This window comes from Paenibacillus contaminans (assembly GCF_003285015.1).
GTDB classification, from domain to species: domain Bacteria; phylum Bacillota; class Bacilli; order Paenibacillales; family NBRC-103111; genus Paenibacillus_V; species Paenibacillus_V contaminans.
Window position 1 is genome coordinate 260692 of the sequence record NZ_QMFB01000001.1, and the last position, 17793, is coordinate 278484.

13 protein-coding genes are annotated in these 17793 nt (G+C 52.0%); 10 read left to right on the top strand and 3 right to left on the bottom strand.

The features are described from left to right. Positions 1-155 precede the first annotated feature (155 nt). The 3 genes from DQG23_RS01275 to DQG23_RS01285 are packed head-to-tail and all read left to right on the top strand — an operon-like array spanning position 156 to position 5689. Positions 156-2111: a putative thiazole-containing bacteriocin maturation protein gene (locus DQG23_RS01275; RefSeq protein WP_113028977.1), complete on the top strand. Its 1956-nt coding sequence runs from the start codon at positions 156-158 to the stop codon at positions 2109-2111. Continuing rightward, on the top strand, positions 2108-4051 hold the full coding sequence (locus DQG23_RS01280; RefSeq protein WP_113028978.1) for a TOMM precursor leader peptide-binding protein: 1944 nt from the start codon (positions 2108-2110) through the stop codon (positions 4049-4051). The genes DQG23_RS01275 and DQG23_RS01280 overlap by 4 nt, the downstream gene beginning before the upstream one ends. A 51-nt stretch (positions 4052-4102) precedes the next feature. Continuing rightward, positions 4103-5689, top strand: coding sequence for a SagB family peptide dehydrogenase (locus tag DQG23_RS01285; protein WP_113028979.1), 1587 nt, complete (start codon positions 4103-4105; stop codon positions 5687-5689). Positions 5690-5799: 110 nt separating this feature from the next. Here DQG23_RS01285 and DQG23_RS01290 read toward each other — a convergent pair whose 3' ends face one another. Beyond that, positions 5800-8895 carry a hybrid sensor histidine kinase/response regulator gene (locus DQG23_RS01290; RefSeq protein ID WP_113028980.1) on the bottom strand — a complete coding sequence of 1032 codons (3096 nt, stop codon included), beginning with the start codon at positions 8893-8895 and terminating at the stop codon, positions 5800-5802. 216 nt (positions 8896-9111) lie between these two features. On the opposite strand from DQG23_RS01290, the gene DQG23_RS01295 reads away from it, so the two are divergent. From DQG23_RS01295 to DQG23_RS01320, 6 genes are all read left to right on the top strand, one after another. Beyond that, positions 9112-10791, top strand: coding sequence for an RNA polymerase sigma factor (locus tag DQG23_RS01295; protein WP_113028981.1), 1680 nt, complete (start codon positions 9112-9114; stop codon positions 10789-10791). After that, positions 10788-11765 (top strand): hypothetical protein, encoded by a 978-nt coding sequence (locus tag DQG23_RS01300; protein ID WP_113028982.1) that lies wholly within the window; start codon positions 10788-10790, stop codon positions 11763-11765. The genes DQG23_RS01295 and DQG23_RS01300 overlap by 4 nt, the downstream gene beginning before the upstream one ends. Before the next feature lie 115 nt (positions 11766-11880). Next, positions 11881-12933, top strand: a complete 1053-nt coding sequence (locus DQG23_RS01305; RefSeq protein ID WP_113028983.1) for a hypothetical protein — start codon at positions 11881-11883, stop codon at positions 12931-12933. Between the two features lie 20 nt (positions 12934-12953). Then, the gene (locus DQG23_RS01310) at positions 12954-13409 is read left to right on the top strand and encodes a GyrI-like domain-containing protein (RefSeq protein ID WP_113028984.1); all 456 of its coding nucleotides are present in this window, start codon (positions 12954-12956) and stop codon (positions 13407-13409) included. 2 nt (positions 13410-13411) lie between these two features. Next, positions 13412-13894 carry an NUDIX hydrolase gene (locus DQG23_RS01315; protein WP_113028985.1) on the top strand — a complete coding sequence of 161 codons (483 nt, stop codon included), beginning with the start codon at positions 13412-13414 and terminating at the stop codon, positions 13892-13894. Further along, positions 13866-14093, top strand: a complete 228-nt coding sequence (locus DQG23_RS01320) for a MazG nucleotide pyrophosphohydrolase domain-containing protein (RefSeq protein ID WP_113029547.1) — start codon at positions 13866-13868, stop codon at positions 14091-14093. The genes DQG23_RS01315 and DQG23_RS01320 overlap by 29 nt, the downstream gene beginning before the upstream one ends. A 501-nt stretch (positions 14094-14594) precedes the next feature. Here the strand turns inward: DQG23_RS01320 and spoVB are convergent. Both spoVB and DQG23_RS01330 read right to left on the bottom strand, forming a co-directional pair. Next, entirely contained in the window at positions 14595-16121 is a 1527-nt protein-coding gene (spoVB, locus tag DQG23_RS01325; RefSeq protein WP_113028986.1) for a stage V sporulation protein B, read from the bottom strand. 255 nt (positions 16122-16376) lie between these two features. Continuing rightward, complete coding sequence (locus DQG23_RS01330; protein ID WP_113028987.1) at positions 16377-16664, bottom strand: hypothetical protein; 288 nt, start codon at positions 16662-16664, stop codon at positions 16377-16379. A 251-nt stretch (positions 16665-16915) separates the two neighbouring features. On the opposite strand from DQG23_RS01330, the gene DQG23_RS01335 reads away from it, so the two are divergent. Beyond that, positions 16916-17680, top strand: a complete 765-nt coding sequence (locus DQG23_RS01335) for a MerR family transcriptional regulator (protein WP_113028988.1) — start codon at positions 16916-16918, stop codon at positions 17678-17680. The last annotated feature ends 113 nt before the right edge of the window (positions 17681-17793 follow it).

Consider the following 17793-nt stretch of genomic DNA (forward strand, 5'->3'; position numbering starts at 1 on the left):
TCAGCGGCTATAAGCTTTCGGTAAACGCCAATGTCGGGTCGACGATTGGCGTTTATTCTTGTGCCGTTCGTTTCTGAAAAAACTGACATGACGGACAAATAATCGTGCATAAAATTTACTTGTTACATCGATTTGTATACGGAAGGAGGGTGCGAATGTCAAACTACAAGACTTCCATGCGACTGAAAGTGAACAGGGATACTTTTTATATGCCTGATCCCGTCAGCGGCGTGTTTTTTCGAAACAATCTAAGCTCGTTCCGCATGGAGGGCGAAGGGATAGATCAATGGATAGAAAAGCTGCTGCCTGCATTTAATGGCGAGCAATCGCTTGCGGAATTGACGGACGGTTTGCCGGAGCCATACCGGAAGCGGGTTGTCGAAATAGCGGATGCGTTATTGAAGAACGGCTTTGTTCGCGATGTAAGTCAAGATGCGCCATATCGGCTTTCTGAAGGACTGTTGACAAAATATGCTTCGCAAATCGAGTTTCTTGATCATTTCGGCGGATCGGGCGCATTCCGGTTTCAAACTTACCGTCAAGCAAAGGTGCTGGCGATCGGATCAGGACCGTTTATGGCTTCTTTGGTATCTGCGCTGCTAGAATCGGGATTGCCGAGGTTCCAAGTGTCGATTCTCGATTCGGCTTCGACCGACAGGAAACGTCTGGCTGATTTGGTTTCGCATGCACGCAAAACGGATGGCGAAGTGACGGTGGAGGAAGTGCCCGTTCCGACGGATACGGAATCGGCGGGCGGTTGGCGGGAAACGGTTAAAGCCTTCGACGCCGTTTTGTATGTGTCACCGAAGGAAAACGTCGAAGAACTGCGAACCATCCATACGGCATGTAAGGAGGAAAATAAATTATTTCTTCCTGCCCTATGCTTGAAGCAAGTCGGGTGGGCGGGTCCTATCGTCCATCCGGAATCGGAAGGCGACTGGGAGTCGGCGTGGAGACGGGTCCACCGGTCTGCGCTCGGCATCCATACGCAGGTTCAAGACTACTCGTCCACGGCTGGAGCGCTGCTGGCAAACATGATCGTATTTGAAGGGATGAAGAAAATATCGGGCATATCCGGTGAGGCGGAGGGCAGCCGCGTATATTTGTTGAACTTAGAAACGCTGGAAGGAAGCTGGCACTCGTTCATCCCGCATCCCTTGGCGGAAGGACGTGCCGAGGCCAAATGGATTCGCGTGTTAGACCGGGAAGTCTCAGGGGACGCAAGCAGAAGCAAAGACGAATTATTTTCCTTTTTCGGCGGAATGACATCGGAATATGCAGGTATTTTTCATATATGGGACGAAGGTGATCTTCAGCAGCTTCCGCTCTCCCAGTGCCGTGTTCAAGCAGCCGACCCTCTATCCGAAGGGCCTGCCGGACTGCTGGCGGAAATCGTTTGTGCGGAAATGTCCCATCTGGATGCGCGGCATGCAGCCGGATTATCCGGGATTGAAGCATACGCTGCGCGGATGAGCGAAAGTTTCCTGTCTGAGCTATACTCGGATCCATGGGATAGGATCATGCCGCAGGAATTCGTCGGTGTGGGGGCGGGATTGACGATTGCGGAAGGCGTAGGAAGAGGGCTGCACAAATGGCTGAACGACGAGCTGGAAAAGCAAAGCGGTCAGCGGCTTCCCCTCGTGTTAACGGCGTACTCGCCTGTTATTGAAGACGAGCGCTGTCAATATTACTTGCGAGCGTTGGAAACGTTGAACGGCCCGGTAATGATCGGTCATGGCGAAAAGGCGGCGGGTTTTCCATCCGTATGGGTCAACTCGAACGGGTATTGGTTCGGGGGGGCGGGGCTGAATGTGACGTTTGCTTTAAGAAATGCCCTGAAACAGGCGTTGATGAAGGAACAAAACCAAAACCGCGCTGCGCATTCAAGGCTTGAGCTTAGATCGGTGCTTCGCAAGGAAGAAGGGGATCTTGGCGTCATCATTCCGAACTGCGAAATGGCCGTGCAAGCGGACGATCTAACCGCCGCATTAAAACTGATCAAACAAAATCGCAAACAGCTGCTCGTTTTCGACATGACGCCTGAGCCGTTGTTTAGAAAGGCGCTTGCCGGCGTGTTCGGCGTCCTGCTGCGCGAGGAGGGATCCCGTTGAGCGCCGTCATTGCCGTCATGGGAGAAGGGTTGCTGGCGGATTTCGTTAGCGACCGGTTGTCAGCGGACTATGAACTCGTAAGGCGGAAAGATTTCGAGCAAGGGGTTCCGGAGGCTGCGGACTTCGTTCTCGTGCTGCAAGATGCTTGGCATCCAAGCGTTCATCTGCAGGCAGAAGAGCTGTTTCAGTCGAATGGAACGCCTTGGCTCCGCGGTTTTGTAGCTTTTGGGGAGGCGATAATCGGACCTTGGGTTCAACCGGGCATGCCGGGATGCTCCCAATGTGCGGACAGAAGACTTCTGATGGCGGGACGCGAAAGGAAGGATATGTGGAGGCTTAAGCAGCGGTTGTCCGAGCGCGGAGGAGCGGAGCGCGATGCGTGGGCGTCTCGCACAGGACTTTGGCAAGCCGCTCATTTGGTATTGGCCGAAACGAGGAATATTTTGAGCGGCGAAATTCCGCAAACCGCCGATAAGCTTCAAATACTTAATTTAAGTTCGATGAACAGCGAGCTGCATGTTTTTGTGCCCGATTCGTTATGCCGGTTTTGCAGCCGGATGTCCGACGATACGATGCAGGCGGCAAACATCCCGCTTCGACCTAGTCCGAAAATAAGCGCCGACAGCTATCGCTGCCGCTCGGCGGATGAGTTGAAACAAGTTTTGGCGCGGGATTATTTGGACGTTCGAACAGGCATTTTCAACGGCAAAATGAGCGATATGTCTTCATCGTTTGCAGATGCCAGCGTAAATTTGCCGCTATTTTCCGAAGATGTCGGCACAGCGGGGAGAACGCATTCGTTCGCAGCGAGCGAACTGACGGCCATGCTCGAAGGCTTGGAGCGGTACTCCAGCCTGGAGCCGCGAAGCAAACGAACGGCCGTTTACGGCAGCTATCGGGAAGTGGAGGCATACGCGCTTGATCCTGTAAAAGTAGGGGTTCATTCGAAGGAGCAGTATGCCATGCCGGGTTATCGTTATCAGCCGTTCGATGCAAGCGAGCCGATCCATTGGGTTTGGGGGTATTCGTTCCTGCAGGAAAGGCCTCTTTTGGTTCCGGAGCAGCTTGCCTATTACGGTACGGGAGCCAAGCGGCGGTTTGCGTTCGAATCTTCAAACGGCTGCGCGCTGGGCGGAAGCCTGGAGGAGGCGGTGTTGTACGGTATATTGGAAACGGCCGAGCGGGATGCGTTCCTAATGACCTGGTATGCCCGTTTGCCGCTGCCGCGACTTGATCCTCCTACAGCCGGCGATCCGGAATTGACGCTGATGCTTGACCGCTTGCGGGCAGCGGCCGGCTATGACGTGCATTTTTATAATTCGACGATGGAATACGGAATACCGAGCATTTGGGCGGTGGCCGTAAATCGGAAGCCGAAAGGCGCAAAGCTCATTTGTGCTGCCGGCGCTCATCCCGATCCGGTGCGGGCGGCGAAAGGCGCCGTTCATGAATTGTCAGGAATGGTGTCGAACCTTGATCACAGCTATGAAGCGAACAAACAAAAGGCGGAAGCCATGTTTCACGACTCTGCCAATGTCCGGCAGATGGAGGATCACGCCTTGCTGTACGGACTGCCGTCCGCTCAAGAGCGATTGCGTTTTATTCTTGACGAATCCCGTCCGATGCGATCGTTCGCAGAATCCTTCGAACAAAAAGAACGGCACGCGGATTTGACTGACGATCTGAAAGATATGCTTCTCCGGTTCAAACGGCATAATCTGGATGTGATAGCGGTAGACCTGACGGCTCCTGAACTCGCCCGAAACGGGCTTCATTGCGTTAAAGTATTGATACCCGGCATGCTGCCGATGACATTCGGCCACCACTATACCCGGTTGTTTGGCTTGGAGAGGGTGCGTACCGTGCCGGTGGCGCTCGGGTATGCCGAACGGCCGCTTACCTACGAGGAGCTGAATCCTTTTCCCCATCCGTTTCCGTAAGGCGACAAGACGTTCGGAAGGGGCGCCGGACTCGGAGGGGAGGGGAATGCTTTGAGCTTGGAAAAGTTTCTGTATAATTTGCATTTTGACGTGGCGAAGACGAAACCGCCGGACTTGGCCGTGGATTGGGAAGACAGCCCGCTTCCGTATAAGCTTTACCGGGGCTTGCCCGAGATGCCGTTAAGTCCGGACGTTCCGCTGAGTCTTGACGGCACTGCGCACGAATCGGGAAAAACCGGTCTTCGTGAAATCGGCCACTTTTTATGGTATGCATTTGGACTCAGCCAGTTGTCCCAGTCCGTTGTGGGCTATTCGGACGGGGACGCAGGCCTCATGCAAATGTACCGGCGGTTTGCCCCGTCGGGCGGCGCGCTGTATCCGAACGAAATTTACATGTATCTTAAGGCGGCGGAGCTGCCGGAAGGCATCTACCATTACAATGCGGCACACCACCGATTGGTTTTGCTTCGGGAGGGTGCTTTCGACGCTTACTTGACGAGCGCGTTAGGCGGCCGGTGCAAGGTTTCGGATTGCTTCGGCCTCGTATTTGTTTCGACGATGTTCTGGAAAAACTTTTTTAAATACAATCATTTCGCATACCGGCTACAGGGCTTGGATGCCGGCGCGCTGCTCGGACAGATGCTGGAGACGGCCAAACGGTTCGGCTTCGAGACCGGGGTGATGTACCGGTTTCTTGACCGGCCCATCAATCATCTTATCGGATTATCCGAAAGGGAAGAGTGCGTTTACGCTGTTGTTCCCCTTTCCACAAAGCCTTGGGCCGACTTGATAAACGATGACGGAAGCCATGTGGAGCCTGCTCGCGTCTCCGAGCTGTGCAGCGAGCTGCCTGCTCTTTACCGCCGGCAGTATGTCCGGTCGGTAAAGGTCGGCGTTTCTCCGCTGCTGACCCGTATGAACGAGGCTGCGATACTGGATTCGATGGGAACGCCGCCCGCAAGTATAGACGGCCAAACGCGCTTCATTCGCCAATACGGGGAGACACCGCTGCCATCCGCGGAGCGGCTGCATTATGATTTGGCATCGGTGAGCCGACGGCGTTATTCGCCGAACGGTGATTTTGTTCTTAGTAAAGTAAGTCGAGAGCAATTGGCATTACTGCTGCGAGAGACGATAACTTCTTACTCCTATGCGAATGATTTGGATAAGCGGGACCGGGACCATCCCCATCTCAATCGCGTATCCCTTTTCTGCTGCACGCATAACGTCGATGGTCTTCCTGACGGCGCTTACGGCTATGACGGCGTTGCCCATTCGCTGCTGCTAATGCGCCAAGGCGATCACCGCCTGAAGCTGCAGCTCGGGATGACGGCGGATAACGTCAACCTGCTGCAGGTTCCCTTATGCTTCCATGTGGCGGGTGACAGAGGGCATCTGCGTCGATCGCTGGGTTTCAGAGGGTATCGTATCCAACAAATGGAAGCCGGCATGCTCCTGCAGCGATTGCTGCTGACGGCTTCGGCGATCGGCATGGCCGGACATCCGCTTCTAGGCTATGATGCCATGTTAAGCGACGAGATCTACCGGATGCCAACACAGGGAATAACCGGTCTGATCCAAGTTCCGGTCGGCGCCTATCGTCAAGGTCCTCGCCTGACCGGCGGGCTGCACGCTTAGCATGCATTCAGGACTGGAACGGACTCTTGGAGCTATTCTCATTTCCGTTTATGCGGATAGGGAAGGCTCTTTTCTTTAGCGAAAAGAAAATATATCATTCTCGGAGAAAGCTAAACGGGAATTTCGAACGATACGGTCGTTCCTTCTCCCGGCTTGCTCCGGATTTCAAGCCCCTTGCCATATAGCTGCTTAAGGCGGCGGTCGGTGTTGAGCAGCCCGATCCCTCTTCTTCCAATCAAAACCGCGCTGCCGTCAAGCAGCTGTCTCAGCCGTTCTTCTTCCATGCCTACGCCGTCGTCCGAAATGACGATTTTGACGTTCCCGCTCCCTTTCGCGATTTGTACGCGAACGGTTCCGCCTTCCGCTTTGCGCAGGACGCCGTGACTGACCGCATTTTCGACAAGCGGCTGAATGGTGAGAGGTGGAAGCTTGATGCGAACGCCGGGTCCGACCTCCCATGTTATGTCCAATCTCTCTTCGAAGCGTTCCTTCTGGATATATAAATAAGAGCGGACCAGCTCAAGCTCATGCTCCAGCGGGACCATTTTCTCCGAATTCCAGAAGTCGAAGCTGATCCGCAAATAAGAGCTGAACGACTCGGTAAGATCGCGCATTTTGGCTTGATCGATATCGGCCAGCGCCATAATCGAATTCAGTGTGTTGAACAGAAAATGCGGCTGAATCTGCGCTTGCAAATAAGCGGCTTCCATTCGCAGGCGTTCGCCTACGGATTGCTTTAACGCCGTTAATGCGTCTACCCGGTATTGCAGCTCCATGGCGTCGACCGGCTTCGTTACGTAATCGTTGGCTCCCGATAAAAAGCCGGAATACACATCGGCCGGTTGACTGCGTGCAGTCAGCAGCAGAACGGGCAGCTCCGAGATCGAAAACCGTTCGCGGATGATTCGCGCAAATTCATAGCCGGACATTTGAGGCATCATGACGTCGGCAATGACAAGATCCCATTGCTCTTTATCGAGCTTGGTAAGCGCTTCTTTGCCGCTCATGGCGGTTACGATGTCATAACGCTCCGTCGACAAAATGTTGCTCAGCACTTTAAGGTTGACGGGGTCGTCGTCGACCGCCAATATTTTCGGCCTCGATGAAGCGGAAGCATGCTGAACGGCACGTGCTTCTGCACGGAGCTCCTTCTCGGCGACATCGTTCGAATCGTGTTGTCCGGCAAGATGTTTGAATTCCGGTTCTTTACGTGAGACTTCATCCGAATCGGCGTTTGCCTCGGATAAAGGTAACGTGAACGTGAATACGGAGCCTGAACCCAACGAAGATTCGGCTGCCAAAAAACCTCCATGCAGCTCAACCAGCTGTTTGCAAATGCTGAGCCCCAGTCCGATTCCACCATTGCCGGCCGTTTTTCCGTTTTCGCCTTGCTCGTAAGGCTGGAAAGCTTTGCTCAACGTAACGGGATCCATTCCGATTCCGGTATCGGAAACATGAACATAGGCCATTCCGTTCTTGACTTCGGCATCTATGACGATCGTACCTTCATTCGTATATTTGATCGCATTGTGAAGCAGGTTGAACAAAATTTGCACGAGTCTCTTCTCATCGGCCACGACGGGAGGGAAGTGATCCGGTATTTCCATGACCAGCCGAATCGGTTTGCCCTCCGTCATAAAGTCCAGCATGTCCAGTACGCCGGAAGCGACGGATTGAACGCGTAATGCTGCCGGATTCAGGCTTATTCTATTTTCTTTAAGCTGTGTCAAGTCGAGCAGATCGTTCAGCAAATACGACATCCGGCGGCCTATCGTGATGAGCAGCTCCAGATCTTTGCCGTTTTGCGAACCAAGCTTGCTTCCTCCTCTGCTGACGACGGACTGGGCGATGTTAATCATTCCGTGCAGCGGGGTTCTTAGCTCGTGGGACGTATTGGCGAGAAAATCGTCCTTCAGCTTGTCCGTTTTCTGGAGCTGCTTGGCTAGTTCGGCCGTTTGCTCGGCATTGCGAAAATAACGCTTGAACCAATACGCCGCAAAGCCTAAAATGGCGGCGATGATGTCGAACGGATAATAAATCGACGAAACCCAGCCTTGTGTTTCGAAAAATCCCCAAAGGATGCCGGATAGTATGCTGATCCCCGAAAAAATCAGGTAGATGGCGTCCGTGTGCCGTTTCAATGCCATTCGAATGATGATGAACATGACGGCGACCGGAGAAAAAAGAAAAATGAACGTGTGTACCGTGCGCAAATCAAAAATCGTTTGCACGGGAAATAGTAAAATGACTCCGGCAAAAAGGCTGCACAAGGCAAAAAACCAGCGAAAAGTACCGTTATGCTTATATTCCGGAAAAAGCGACAAGGCAAGCTTCAGCATAAAGTACGACGAGCTGATATAGGAGAGCGCCACAATTTTGATTCCCCAAACGTAGCCGATCGGAACCCACATCATCAGCAGGATATCGTCGTCCGAAATAATATTGAACGATGCGCTTAGCAGCAGCATGATGAAATAACCGAGCGTTTTCTGCCTGCGGTTAAATATATACAAGATCCCCGCATAAACGGCATGCAGAATCAGGACGATAAAGGTTGTAAATTGGAATCCTACGGCGTACATTCTTTCCGAATCGGTCGCTGCCTGAGAGCCGAATTTGAGCGATTTCGTAATCCCGCCATATGAATTGTTATCGAAGTTTGCGGCATGAACGATGATCTCGATTTCCTGCCGCTCGTCCGCAATGTAGGAAACGCTGTAGGAATTAAGTTTGGGCGTATAGATGTCCTTCCGCTCGGCCGGACGACCCCATTCCGCGACCGTTTGTCCGTTGAAGATAACTGTAGATGAAGCATGAATGCGTTTAACCAATAAGCCGAACGATTCGCCCGCATGATCCCCGATCAAGATGCGCAGCCGATAAGAACCGTACCCGAAAGAGGATCCTCCCTCTGACGGCATGTATGCATTCCACTCGCCCGGAACTTGAATATAGGTCTGGCCGGCCGGGCGTTCGGTTGTCCCGCCTTCCTGAGGTTCGATAAATTGATTCGGATAAAATTCCCACGTTCCATCCAAAGGGATGGTTCGGTTGTTATTGAAGTCCCAGTGCCGCAAATCGAGCACGCCCTGATTCGGAGCCGGGTGGTTGGGCGGCATGCTCATGTTTAGCAAAATCAAGCGCAAACCGGTAAGAAGGATCAAAAAGATGAGGCTGTAAAGGATCATTTTTCTGTTTGTCATCATAGCAACATTATTCGGCAAACTGTGCGAATATCCCTTCTTAAGAGCCGGTTTATCGGCGAATAGCGGCGCTAGAAGCGCGTTGTTCTTATGAGAAACAAGGATATTCGGCGGCGGACAGCGTATAGATATCGTTTATGAGAATTTTTTTGGAATAATCGCTTTTCGGCTTCAGAAATCGGTCGGTTCATGCATCTATATAATTAGGGAGGGGAATAGATGGGGAACGCATGGTCGGACGTCGATTTGATTGAAAAGGCGCGCGGCGGCGACCGCGATGCTTTCGGCGAGCTCGTCAGGCGGCATCGCTCCAAAGCGTTCGATTGGGCGCGTTGCGTTGCCCGCGATCCTCATTTGGCGGAGGACATCGTCCAGGAGGCGTTGTTACGGGCTTTCCTGCATGTGGGAACACTTGCGGACATGGACCGTTTTCTGCCTTGGCTTCATAAAATTGTCCGTAATGAGGCGCTGATGAAGATGAGGAAAGGAGAACATTCCGGCAAGGAACGCACGTTCACGAGACTCTCCTCGACTGCCGGCGATAAAGAACGCGTAAATTGGTCGGATGTCGATAGCATTTTGCAATATTTGAGCGGCGGCGCGAACAGAGGGGAGGAAGGGGATCCTTCCGCAAAGCTGGCGTACAAAGAATTCCTTGTGACGTTAAGACAGATGCTCCGCTGCCTTGCTCCCAAAGAACGAGCCGTTTTTGAAGCTCATTTTTTCCGGCAATTGTCGCCGGCCGAAATCGCCCGGTTGTTCCGGACTTCGACGGACAGCGTCTATCAATCGCTCACCCGCGCCAGGTACAAGGTGAAGGAAGAACGCATACGTGTCCGGCTCAGGGATTACGTGAAAGAGCGAAGAGAGGCGAATATGCCGGAGCGTGCGGCGCTTTCACCGGTAAAAGGCCCGAAATCGGCGGAATGGAAACGATGCAAAACCTCTTTCGCAGGGGCGGTCTATGCCGCGCTGTTTTATGCCATGCCGGGACGTTATTCGCTAACCGATGTAATGGGGCTGACCGGACAGGCGTTTCGGCTCACGGTGGAGGAGCAAACAATCGATGCGACAGGTCCGTCCATGTATTTCTGGGAGTCGAAGTTTCGCGAGGGACTATTGAATCTGGGGCTGGAAAGCGAGCATACGGGCGACGGAGGCGCGCCCCCTACGCCCTTCATGCTGAACAAAGGTGTCATGCACATACGCCGTTCGATCAAACGCGGTATGCCGGTTATCGCATGGGATCTGTTCGCGCCCGAGTTCGGACTGATCTACGGCTATGACGATGCGGAGCAGCACCTGCACGCCGTAGATGCGCGAGCGAAAGGGACGATTCCTTATGACCGTTTCGGCCGCGGCCTGTCCGGCGGGTTGTTTGTACTCTCGATAACGGGGGAAGCTCAGATCGAGGAGTGGCAAGCGGTACGGAATGCGCTCCATATGGCGGTTCGGCATACCTACGGAGAAATGACATTTATCGGATACGCTACCGGGCTATCCGCTTACGACTGCTGGAAAGCGGCGTTTCGAAACGGGAGCGTCGATCCGCTCGGCAACGCATATACCGCGGAAATTGCCGCAGACGCTAGAATAAACGCAGTCTCTTTTTTGCGGGGCTTGGAAAATAAGCTAAGCGCTGAAGGCTGGGAGGAAGCGGCAGCCGTTGCGGCGGAAGCGGCCGAATGTTATGAAGCCGCTGCGGATGCGCTTGGCTCGCTCAGCCGGATGTTTCCGATGCCGTCGGGCGGAAATCCGCGCGAGCCGGAAGCCGTAATCGCCGCGATCGGACTGCTGGGTAATGCAAAGGCGGCGGAGGAAGAGGGGGCGGCGGTATTGGAACGACTGATCCGAAGCATCGGAACGCTGCAGAAGAGTAGAATGGAGGCGACATTTTGAAAGGTCAGAAGGTAAAAGTCATTAATGGGCTTCGTTATGACGGCGGCAGAAGCAATTTGTCCAATATTAACGCGTACAGCGCATGCTTGAAGCAGCTGGATAGCCCTTATCCTTTAAGTCCATGGTTATATGGAGCGATTGGCGTCCCTTTTTTATTTCGCGTGGGCGGCGAGGTGAATACCGCTCCGGTACTTCATGAACTGCCTCATGACCGAATAGCCGGGCTATTGGGGAATATAGGCGTCCAAGTGGCGGGAATAAGCGCCATTGCCGAAGGCGATTCCTTAAATGCGCTTCGCAGGAAGGCGTGGGATGCGGTTCGGCATGCGATCGATGCCGGGTACCCTTGCTTTGGCAGAGGTTTCGCTTTCAACTACGGCGAGACAAGCGTCGTTCAGGGCTATGATTTAACGGATGAAGCATATATTTGCAGCTGTTGGGACGGCACGAGGGCGGAGCCTTGGCAAACGCTGGGGGAGCGGGACGGACTTGTCGACGTTTATTGGATGATGAAGAATGATTATGCGGAGGACGATTGCAGAACCGTGAAGGAAGCGCTGCATTTGGCGGTCGAATTCGCGGAAGGAAAGCTTACGGGCAGCCGGACGCTTGCAGGCTCGCGTGCTTATGAACATTGGGTGGCGGAGCTGCGAAGAGGGGCCGTCGACGGCTGGTATTTTGCTTACAACACGCATGAATGGGATACGTGCCGCACGTATGGGCATAAGTTTTTGCTGGAGGCGAAGCGGCGTCTTGGCGAACATGCGCCTGAAGCGCTCGATGAAGCGATCGGCTGCTTCGACCGCGTTCGCGAAGCGTTTCATCAAGTATATGAACTGTTTCCATGGGAGCAGCCGCGGGGATTGATCGAGGATGCGGAGCGCCGGCTTGAAGCCGCGAAGCTGCTGGAGCAGGCGAAAACGTACGATGCGAAAGCGATCGAAACCTTTCGGCGTGTTGTTAACGCGCTATGAGGCGGTTTGGGACGAAGCTAAAGAAGCGTGAAACGAATCCGGCTGCTGCTTTCTGCAAATCGCCTTGAAGCATTCCGATTCGAATTATTCAGACAGTAATAGGGAGGCTGTGAAGATGGCCAAAGTAAGTTTGGAGCGAATCCGGTTTGCCGGGTTTCATAAATCGCATGTCGGCGCGATCAAGTCATGTGCGGACTACTTGAATATCCCCTGTTCGGCCGCTTGGGTTTACGGCATAACCGGAAGTGCGTTCATGTCCGTTATGGATGAGGATTGTGCAGCTCCCAATATTGGAGAGCCTGAGGAAAGGATGTTCGAAGCCGCTTGTCATATCGGACTTGATATCCGGGGGCTGCATGCGTTTGCGGAAGCGGCCGATTTCGAACGGCTGCAGCGCGAGGCTTGGGATGCGGCGCGTAACGCAATTGACAGGGGGCTGCCGGTTTTCGCCAAAGAATTGGACCTGGGCAATGAAACGTCCATCATACATGCCTATAACGACGAAGGTTATTTTACGCACTCCTGGCATGGAGGAAGCGGGCATGAGGGCTTCGATGAGGTCATACCATGGCAAATGCTCGGCCGTAACTATTGCCCGTGCGCGCAATGCCGTGCGCGATCCCGAACCGGTGAGCGGGCGAACGATTCGGTTTATACCGGAGACCCCGATAGAGGCGGTTTTATTTCCCTGCATTGGGCGACTCCGTGCACGCCGACCGACGATCTTACGGCGCTGCGTGCCGGGATTGGTCTCGCGCTTGATATTTCCCAGTTAAGCAAATACGAATGGGGAGGACGTACGTTATACAGCGGTTTGCTTGCTTATGATCGCTGGATCGAATCGGTGCGGACCAATAACATTCTCGGATTTTACATGGGTTACTATGCCGATAATTTTCACGAGAGCCGTCATAATGCGTTTCTGTTTTTGCGGGAAGCCTGCGAACGATTCGACGGCGAACTCGGCAAAAAGCTGAGCGCAGCAGCGGATCATTATAAACTTGTAAAAGAACAATTTCAGGCGTTAAGTCTTTTGTTCCCTTGGAGTCAGCCTCACGAACCGATAGAGGATCCGGACCGCCGAAAAGAAGCGGTCGATCGGTTGATCCAAATTCGGGAGCTGGAGAAGGAAGGGTATCGCAGGCTGGAGAAACTATTATCTATATAACGGGAGAAGGGCGGTTTTTCATGAATTCCGGCAATTCGGTTCAAATCGTAGAGGTCCCAGAAATAAAGCTGGTAGGATTTTCGGTTACATGCTCGTTTAACGGACATATTCACGAAAGAGTAGAAAAGATGAAGCGTGAGTTTTACGAGCGTAAGGAGGAGATACGAAACAAAGTGCACCCTGAGCGATATATAAGTCCCTGTTTTTCTTCAGAGGTCCTTTTTACGTATTTGATCTGCATGGAGGTGTCGGATTTATCGGAAGTACCGGAAGGAATGATCGGTTTTACGGTTCCGCCGCACCGATATGCCACAACGAAGTGCCAAGGCGATCCCTATCAAGTCATACATGACTATCTTGGCTCAATCGGTTTGCAGAGCGACAAACGAGCCCTGGCTCTGGAAATCTATTCGTTGGCCAATCCGGTTTGGCCGGATGAAACGGAGGTGCTTCTGCCCCTAAAAAAGGCGGAATAACAATGATGATTTCATTCGACAATGGAAGAGACAGATTTCAATTTCGGGCAGCAGGCATCGTCATCCATGATCGGAAGGTTCTTATGCAAAAAGCGGAAGGCGATGACGTATGGTTTATTCCCGGCGGGCGCGTGGAGTTTCATGAGACTGCCGAAAGTGCGATCGAGCGCGAGATGGCTGAAGAATTCGCAGTACGCATCCGTGCAAAAAGACTTGTCTGGATTGTAGAAAATTTTGTGTCGTTCCCCGATAGACTAGTGCATGAAATCGGCATGTTTTATCTTGTCGATTTACCTGATGGCCACCCCATTTACATAGAAGAAGACGAGTTTGCGGGTGTCGAGAACGGATTTGTCAACAAATGGATCGATATGGACGATCTCGATCATTACCGCATCGTGCCCGAGTTTGTCATACCGGAGTTGAAGGCGCTGAATTTGATCGAAGGGATCAAGCATGTCAAAAGCTACGGGGATAGAAAATAACGAAGAAGTCGGCGAATTATCGGAAGTTTTGAGGAAAAATAAACGGATGACGGAGCAGGACGGCATAAAAGGGACCATAGAAGAAGAGTTGTATGATGTGCTTTATTACGTACTTGCTCTTGCGAATGTGTACGGAATCGATTTGGAGAGAAGCTTCGAAATGAAAGAGGAAATAAACAGATTGAAATGGAAGAAATAGGTGATGGCTTGCTGGGTGAAAAGGAGCTGTCCTAGAAGGTTAGCTTCGAATGGACAATTCCCAGCATGGAAACAAATGCGCTTCTAACACACTGGAAAAGTGGATGGAAGCGCATTTTTTTGCCGATTTGGCATTTTAAGTAATGTCAGGCGGGGCATAAAAATGGAAATGACTTTCGGGCTAGTCCGGTTCATGCCGTGCCCCGGGTCCTGGTTCTAGATGGAAAAACTACAGCTAAGTTTACTTGAAAAATGAAAAATCGGCATCTTGATGGAAAAACTACAGGTAATTTCGTTGATTTCATCAATAATAGCCGAATTGGATAAAATCAACTGCAGATTTTCCATCTAGTTCGTTCAGAAGCCGTGAAAGCAGCAAAATTGATGTAGATTTTCCAGTTACTATAGCACGTGATGGGGAAGAAGCTCTTTTTGGGACACTCCCCTTTTGTTGAACTGTCGAAATACTCTTGGGCGGAATGTCCGACAGGCCGCGCAGCTTTTAGACCTCGCGGAAAACGCGGGCGATTCGCAGCGTCATCACATAGGCGAGCAAGGAGACGCAAACCGCTCCGAGCACATTAAGCGGCAATGCGGAGCCGTAACGCTGCATGAACGCGTATGTGCCAAGTCCGCAGAACGTCATCGCGGCAGCGCCGATTCCCGCTTTCACAATCATGCGAAAATCGAGATAAAAGCCGATCGTGCTCGAGATGGAAAGGAAATTCAGCACGGTCAGCAAACAAATGCCGAACGCGAAGCCGAGTGCCACACCCTGTATGCCGAACTTGGAGCCCAATGCGAAAATGACGGCGATTTGAAACAAGTTCGTGATAATCAAGTTCCACATGACCGTGGACGATTTGCCCAGTCCTAACAAGATTGCATGCATCGGCGCCTCGAAGTAGTAGAGGAAAAACAATGGAACCATAAGCCGCAGGATCGGCCCGGCTTCCGGCGCGCGGTATAGCACGGTCGCGAGCGGAATGGCCCAGACGTATAGGATGATCGTGCAAGGCACCCCGACAAATAATGCGATCCGCATCGCAATATCCATTCGGCGGTGCATGAGTCTGCTGTTGCTGCTCGCCGACGCCTCGCTAATGGCAGGAATAAGCGCCGTCGAAAGCGACTGCGTAAAGAAGCTAGGCAAGAATAGTAAAGGAAGTACGTATCCGGTCAATAAACCGAAGCTTTTGGTCGCTTCCGCTGCTGAACTGACCCCGGAAAGCAATAAACTGTGAGTGACCAGCATCGGGAGAAAGGCGCGGAACAGGGAGTGGACGAAGCCGCTTCCCGTAAGCGGTAAACCTAGATGCAATAAATCGCGCATGGTGGGATAAAATTTTTCATCGCTCTGTACGCGCGGCGGAACGGTTCCGGATTTTGTTTTGCGGTACCATGAAAATCTTAAAAATAAATACAGAAGGCCCGCGCCTTCGCCGATGACGACGCTGATCATAGCGCCTGCGGTCGCATATTCGACGCCGTACGGCAGCAGCCACTGCACCAGGCCGATTACGAATCCGATCTGCACCAGCGTTTCGATAATATCGGAAAAAGCGAGCGGGTTCATATTTTGCTTGCCGCGGAAATAACCCCGTAAAACAGCCGTGATCGCCACAAGCGGAATGATCGGCGTCAAGGCAAGCATTGCGTAGTATGCTCTTTGATCGGGTAAAAACACCGCCGCGATCCATTTGGAAGCGAGCAGCGCAAATGTAGTTAGTACGACGCTAAGTACGCCCGTTATCGTGAGCGAAACGACCAAAATTTTTCTGACGCGCGCCGGATTGTTTTGTGTCTCCGCCTCCGACACAAGCTTGGAAATGGCTGCAGGCAGCCCGAGCTCGGTCAGCGTAATGAATAAAGGCAGAAGCGGGTGGGCGGTCATAAGCAGTCCGATGCCTTCTTTGCCAAGCATTCGGGCCAACAAGATGCCGTTTATAAACCCCAGCGCCCTAGTGAAAAAGGCAGCCGAAGTTAAAACGACCGTTCCCCGGATAAAGGATTGCTTGCGCATTTCCATGAGTTCCATCTCCATCCTGAAATTTGCCGATATAAAAGGATATTCGCAAAAATGAAATACATGCGGCCGAGCCTTAGGATTACCAGCTGCGGAATAAAGCTGCGATCCGAATCAGATGCAGGTTATGCCGGTTGCGAGATTATTTTTTTCTGCAGAATCGGGAAGTGTTATGGACATGGAGGCGCTCACGGAAAATAAAAAAAGACCGGTCGGGGAAACCCCTACGGTCCTTGGCTATTTAGCGAATGGAGAGAATTACAATTTGTTTTTTAAATCGTACACATATTTGAGGGCAACGCCGAACGCGCCGATATAATAACCTGTCAATACCAGAAAGCCGGTGGAGTCAAGATACATGAGATTGGCCAGAAGGAACAGAGGCAAGACGTAATGTAACAGATCTTTCAGGTAGTTCAGAATCAACGCGCTCGAGAAATTGCCGGCTTTAAGCGACTTATAAAGGCCGAGCAAGAAGTCGAGTGCCATGAGTCCGAGTACGACATACATAGAGTAAAGCATCCAGTCTGTGAGCGTAAATGTCATTTTGCATCACCTCCCTGCAGGAGGACTCTTACGTAATACATCATATGGCGTTCGGTCGAAGTTTGTACTAGGACAATGCAACCAATTTGCTGCTTTTGTTCAGAATGACAGGTTTGCCTAACCATGTCTTGATTCCGTACATCTGAAAACGCGACACGAACAATCGGATTTACGATATTGTTTTCTTTGAAAATAGTGTTGACTTTGACGTTACGGAAAGGTGTAACCTAAATGTGTCAGGAGGCGAAGACATGGAATACACCGTACAGAAGCTGGGGCGATTGGCGGGCGTGAGTACCAGAACGCTTCGGTATTACGATGAGATCGGCATTCTGAAGCCGGCAAGAACGAGCTCGTCGGGGTACCGGATTTACGGTCAAGCGGAGGTAAGCATGCTGCAGCAAATATTGTTTTACAGAGAACTCGGGATCAGCTTGGACAACATCAAAAATATTGTCAGCGCCCCAAACTTTGACGGAGCCGGAGCTCTGCTGGAGCATCGCGAACAACTCCTCGACAAACGAAAGCAGTTGGACCTGCTTATTGCCAATGTGGAAAAAACGATAGCCGAGAGCGAAGGGAGAATTACGATGACCGATAAAGAAAAATTCGAAGGATTCAAGCAAAAAATGATCGACGATAACGAGAAAAAATACGGCAAGGAAATACGCGGGAAATACGGCGACCAAACGGTGGACGAATCGAATGCCAAGCTGAAAAACATGTCGAAAGAAGAGCATGAAGAGGTAACGCGTTTGGCTGACGAAGTAATCGCCGCGTTATCCGAAGCATATGCAACAGGTGATCCTGCCGGCGAACTTGCACAGAAAGCAGCGGATCTGCATAAGCAATGGCTGACGTTTTACTGGAGCCAATACACGAAGGAAGCTCATGCGGGTCTTGCGCAAATGTATGTGGATGACGAAAGATTCCGGTCCTATTATGACGCTAAACAGCCGGGGACGGCACAGTTTCTGAGAGATGCCATCCACATTTATACGGGTGCAAAAAAATAATTCGATGTTTGCCGAAGCCGATTGGAGCCCGTTGACGGGGCCAATCGGCTTTTTTGCAACAAAAGCGTTTATTTTACAATTGGTCGATTACCGAATGAAAATCATGAAAATCA

Coding starts and splice junctions, on each gene's coding strand:
- DQG23_RS01275 (WP_113028977.1), top strand. CDS start 156: ATGTCAAACTACAAGACTTCCATGCGACTGAAAGTGAACAGGGATACT.
- DQG23_RS01290 (WP_113028980.1), bottom strand. CDS start 8,895: ATGATGACAAACAGAAAAATGATCCTTTACAGCCTCATCTTTTTGATC.
- DQG23_RS01295 (WP_113028981.1), top strand. CDS start 9,112: ATGGGGAACGCATGGTCGGACGTCGATTTGATTGAAAAGGCGCGCGGC.
- DQG23_RS01305 (WP_113028983.1), top strand. CDS start 11,881: ATGGCCAAAGTAAGTTTGGAGCGAATCCGGTTTGCCGGGTTTCATAAA.
- DQG23_RS01310 (WP_113028984.1), top strand. CDS start 12,954: ATGAATTCCGGCAATTCGGTTCAAATCGTAGAGGTCCCAGAAATAAAG.
- DQG23_RS01315 (WP_113028985.1), top strand. CDS start 13,412: ATGATGATTTCATTCGACAATGGAAGAGACAGATTTCAATTTCGGGCA.
- DQG23_RS01320 (WP_113029547.1), top strand. CDS start 13,866: ATGTCAAAAGCTACGGGGATAGAAAATAACGAAGAAGTCGGCGAATTA.
- spoVB (WP_113028986.1), bottom strand. CDS start 16,121: ATGGAAATGCGCAAGCAATCCTTTATCCGGGGAACGGTCGTTTTAACT.
- DQG23_RS01330 (WP_113028987.1), bottom strand. CDS start 16,664: ATGACATTTACGCTCACAGACTGGATGCTTTACTCTATGTATGTCGTA.
- DQG23_RS01335 (WP_113028988.1), top strand. CDS start 16,916: ATGGAATACACCGTACAGAAGCTGGGGCGATTGGCGGGCGTGAGTACC.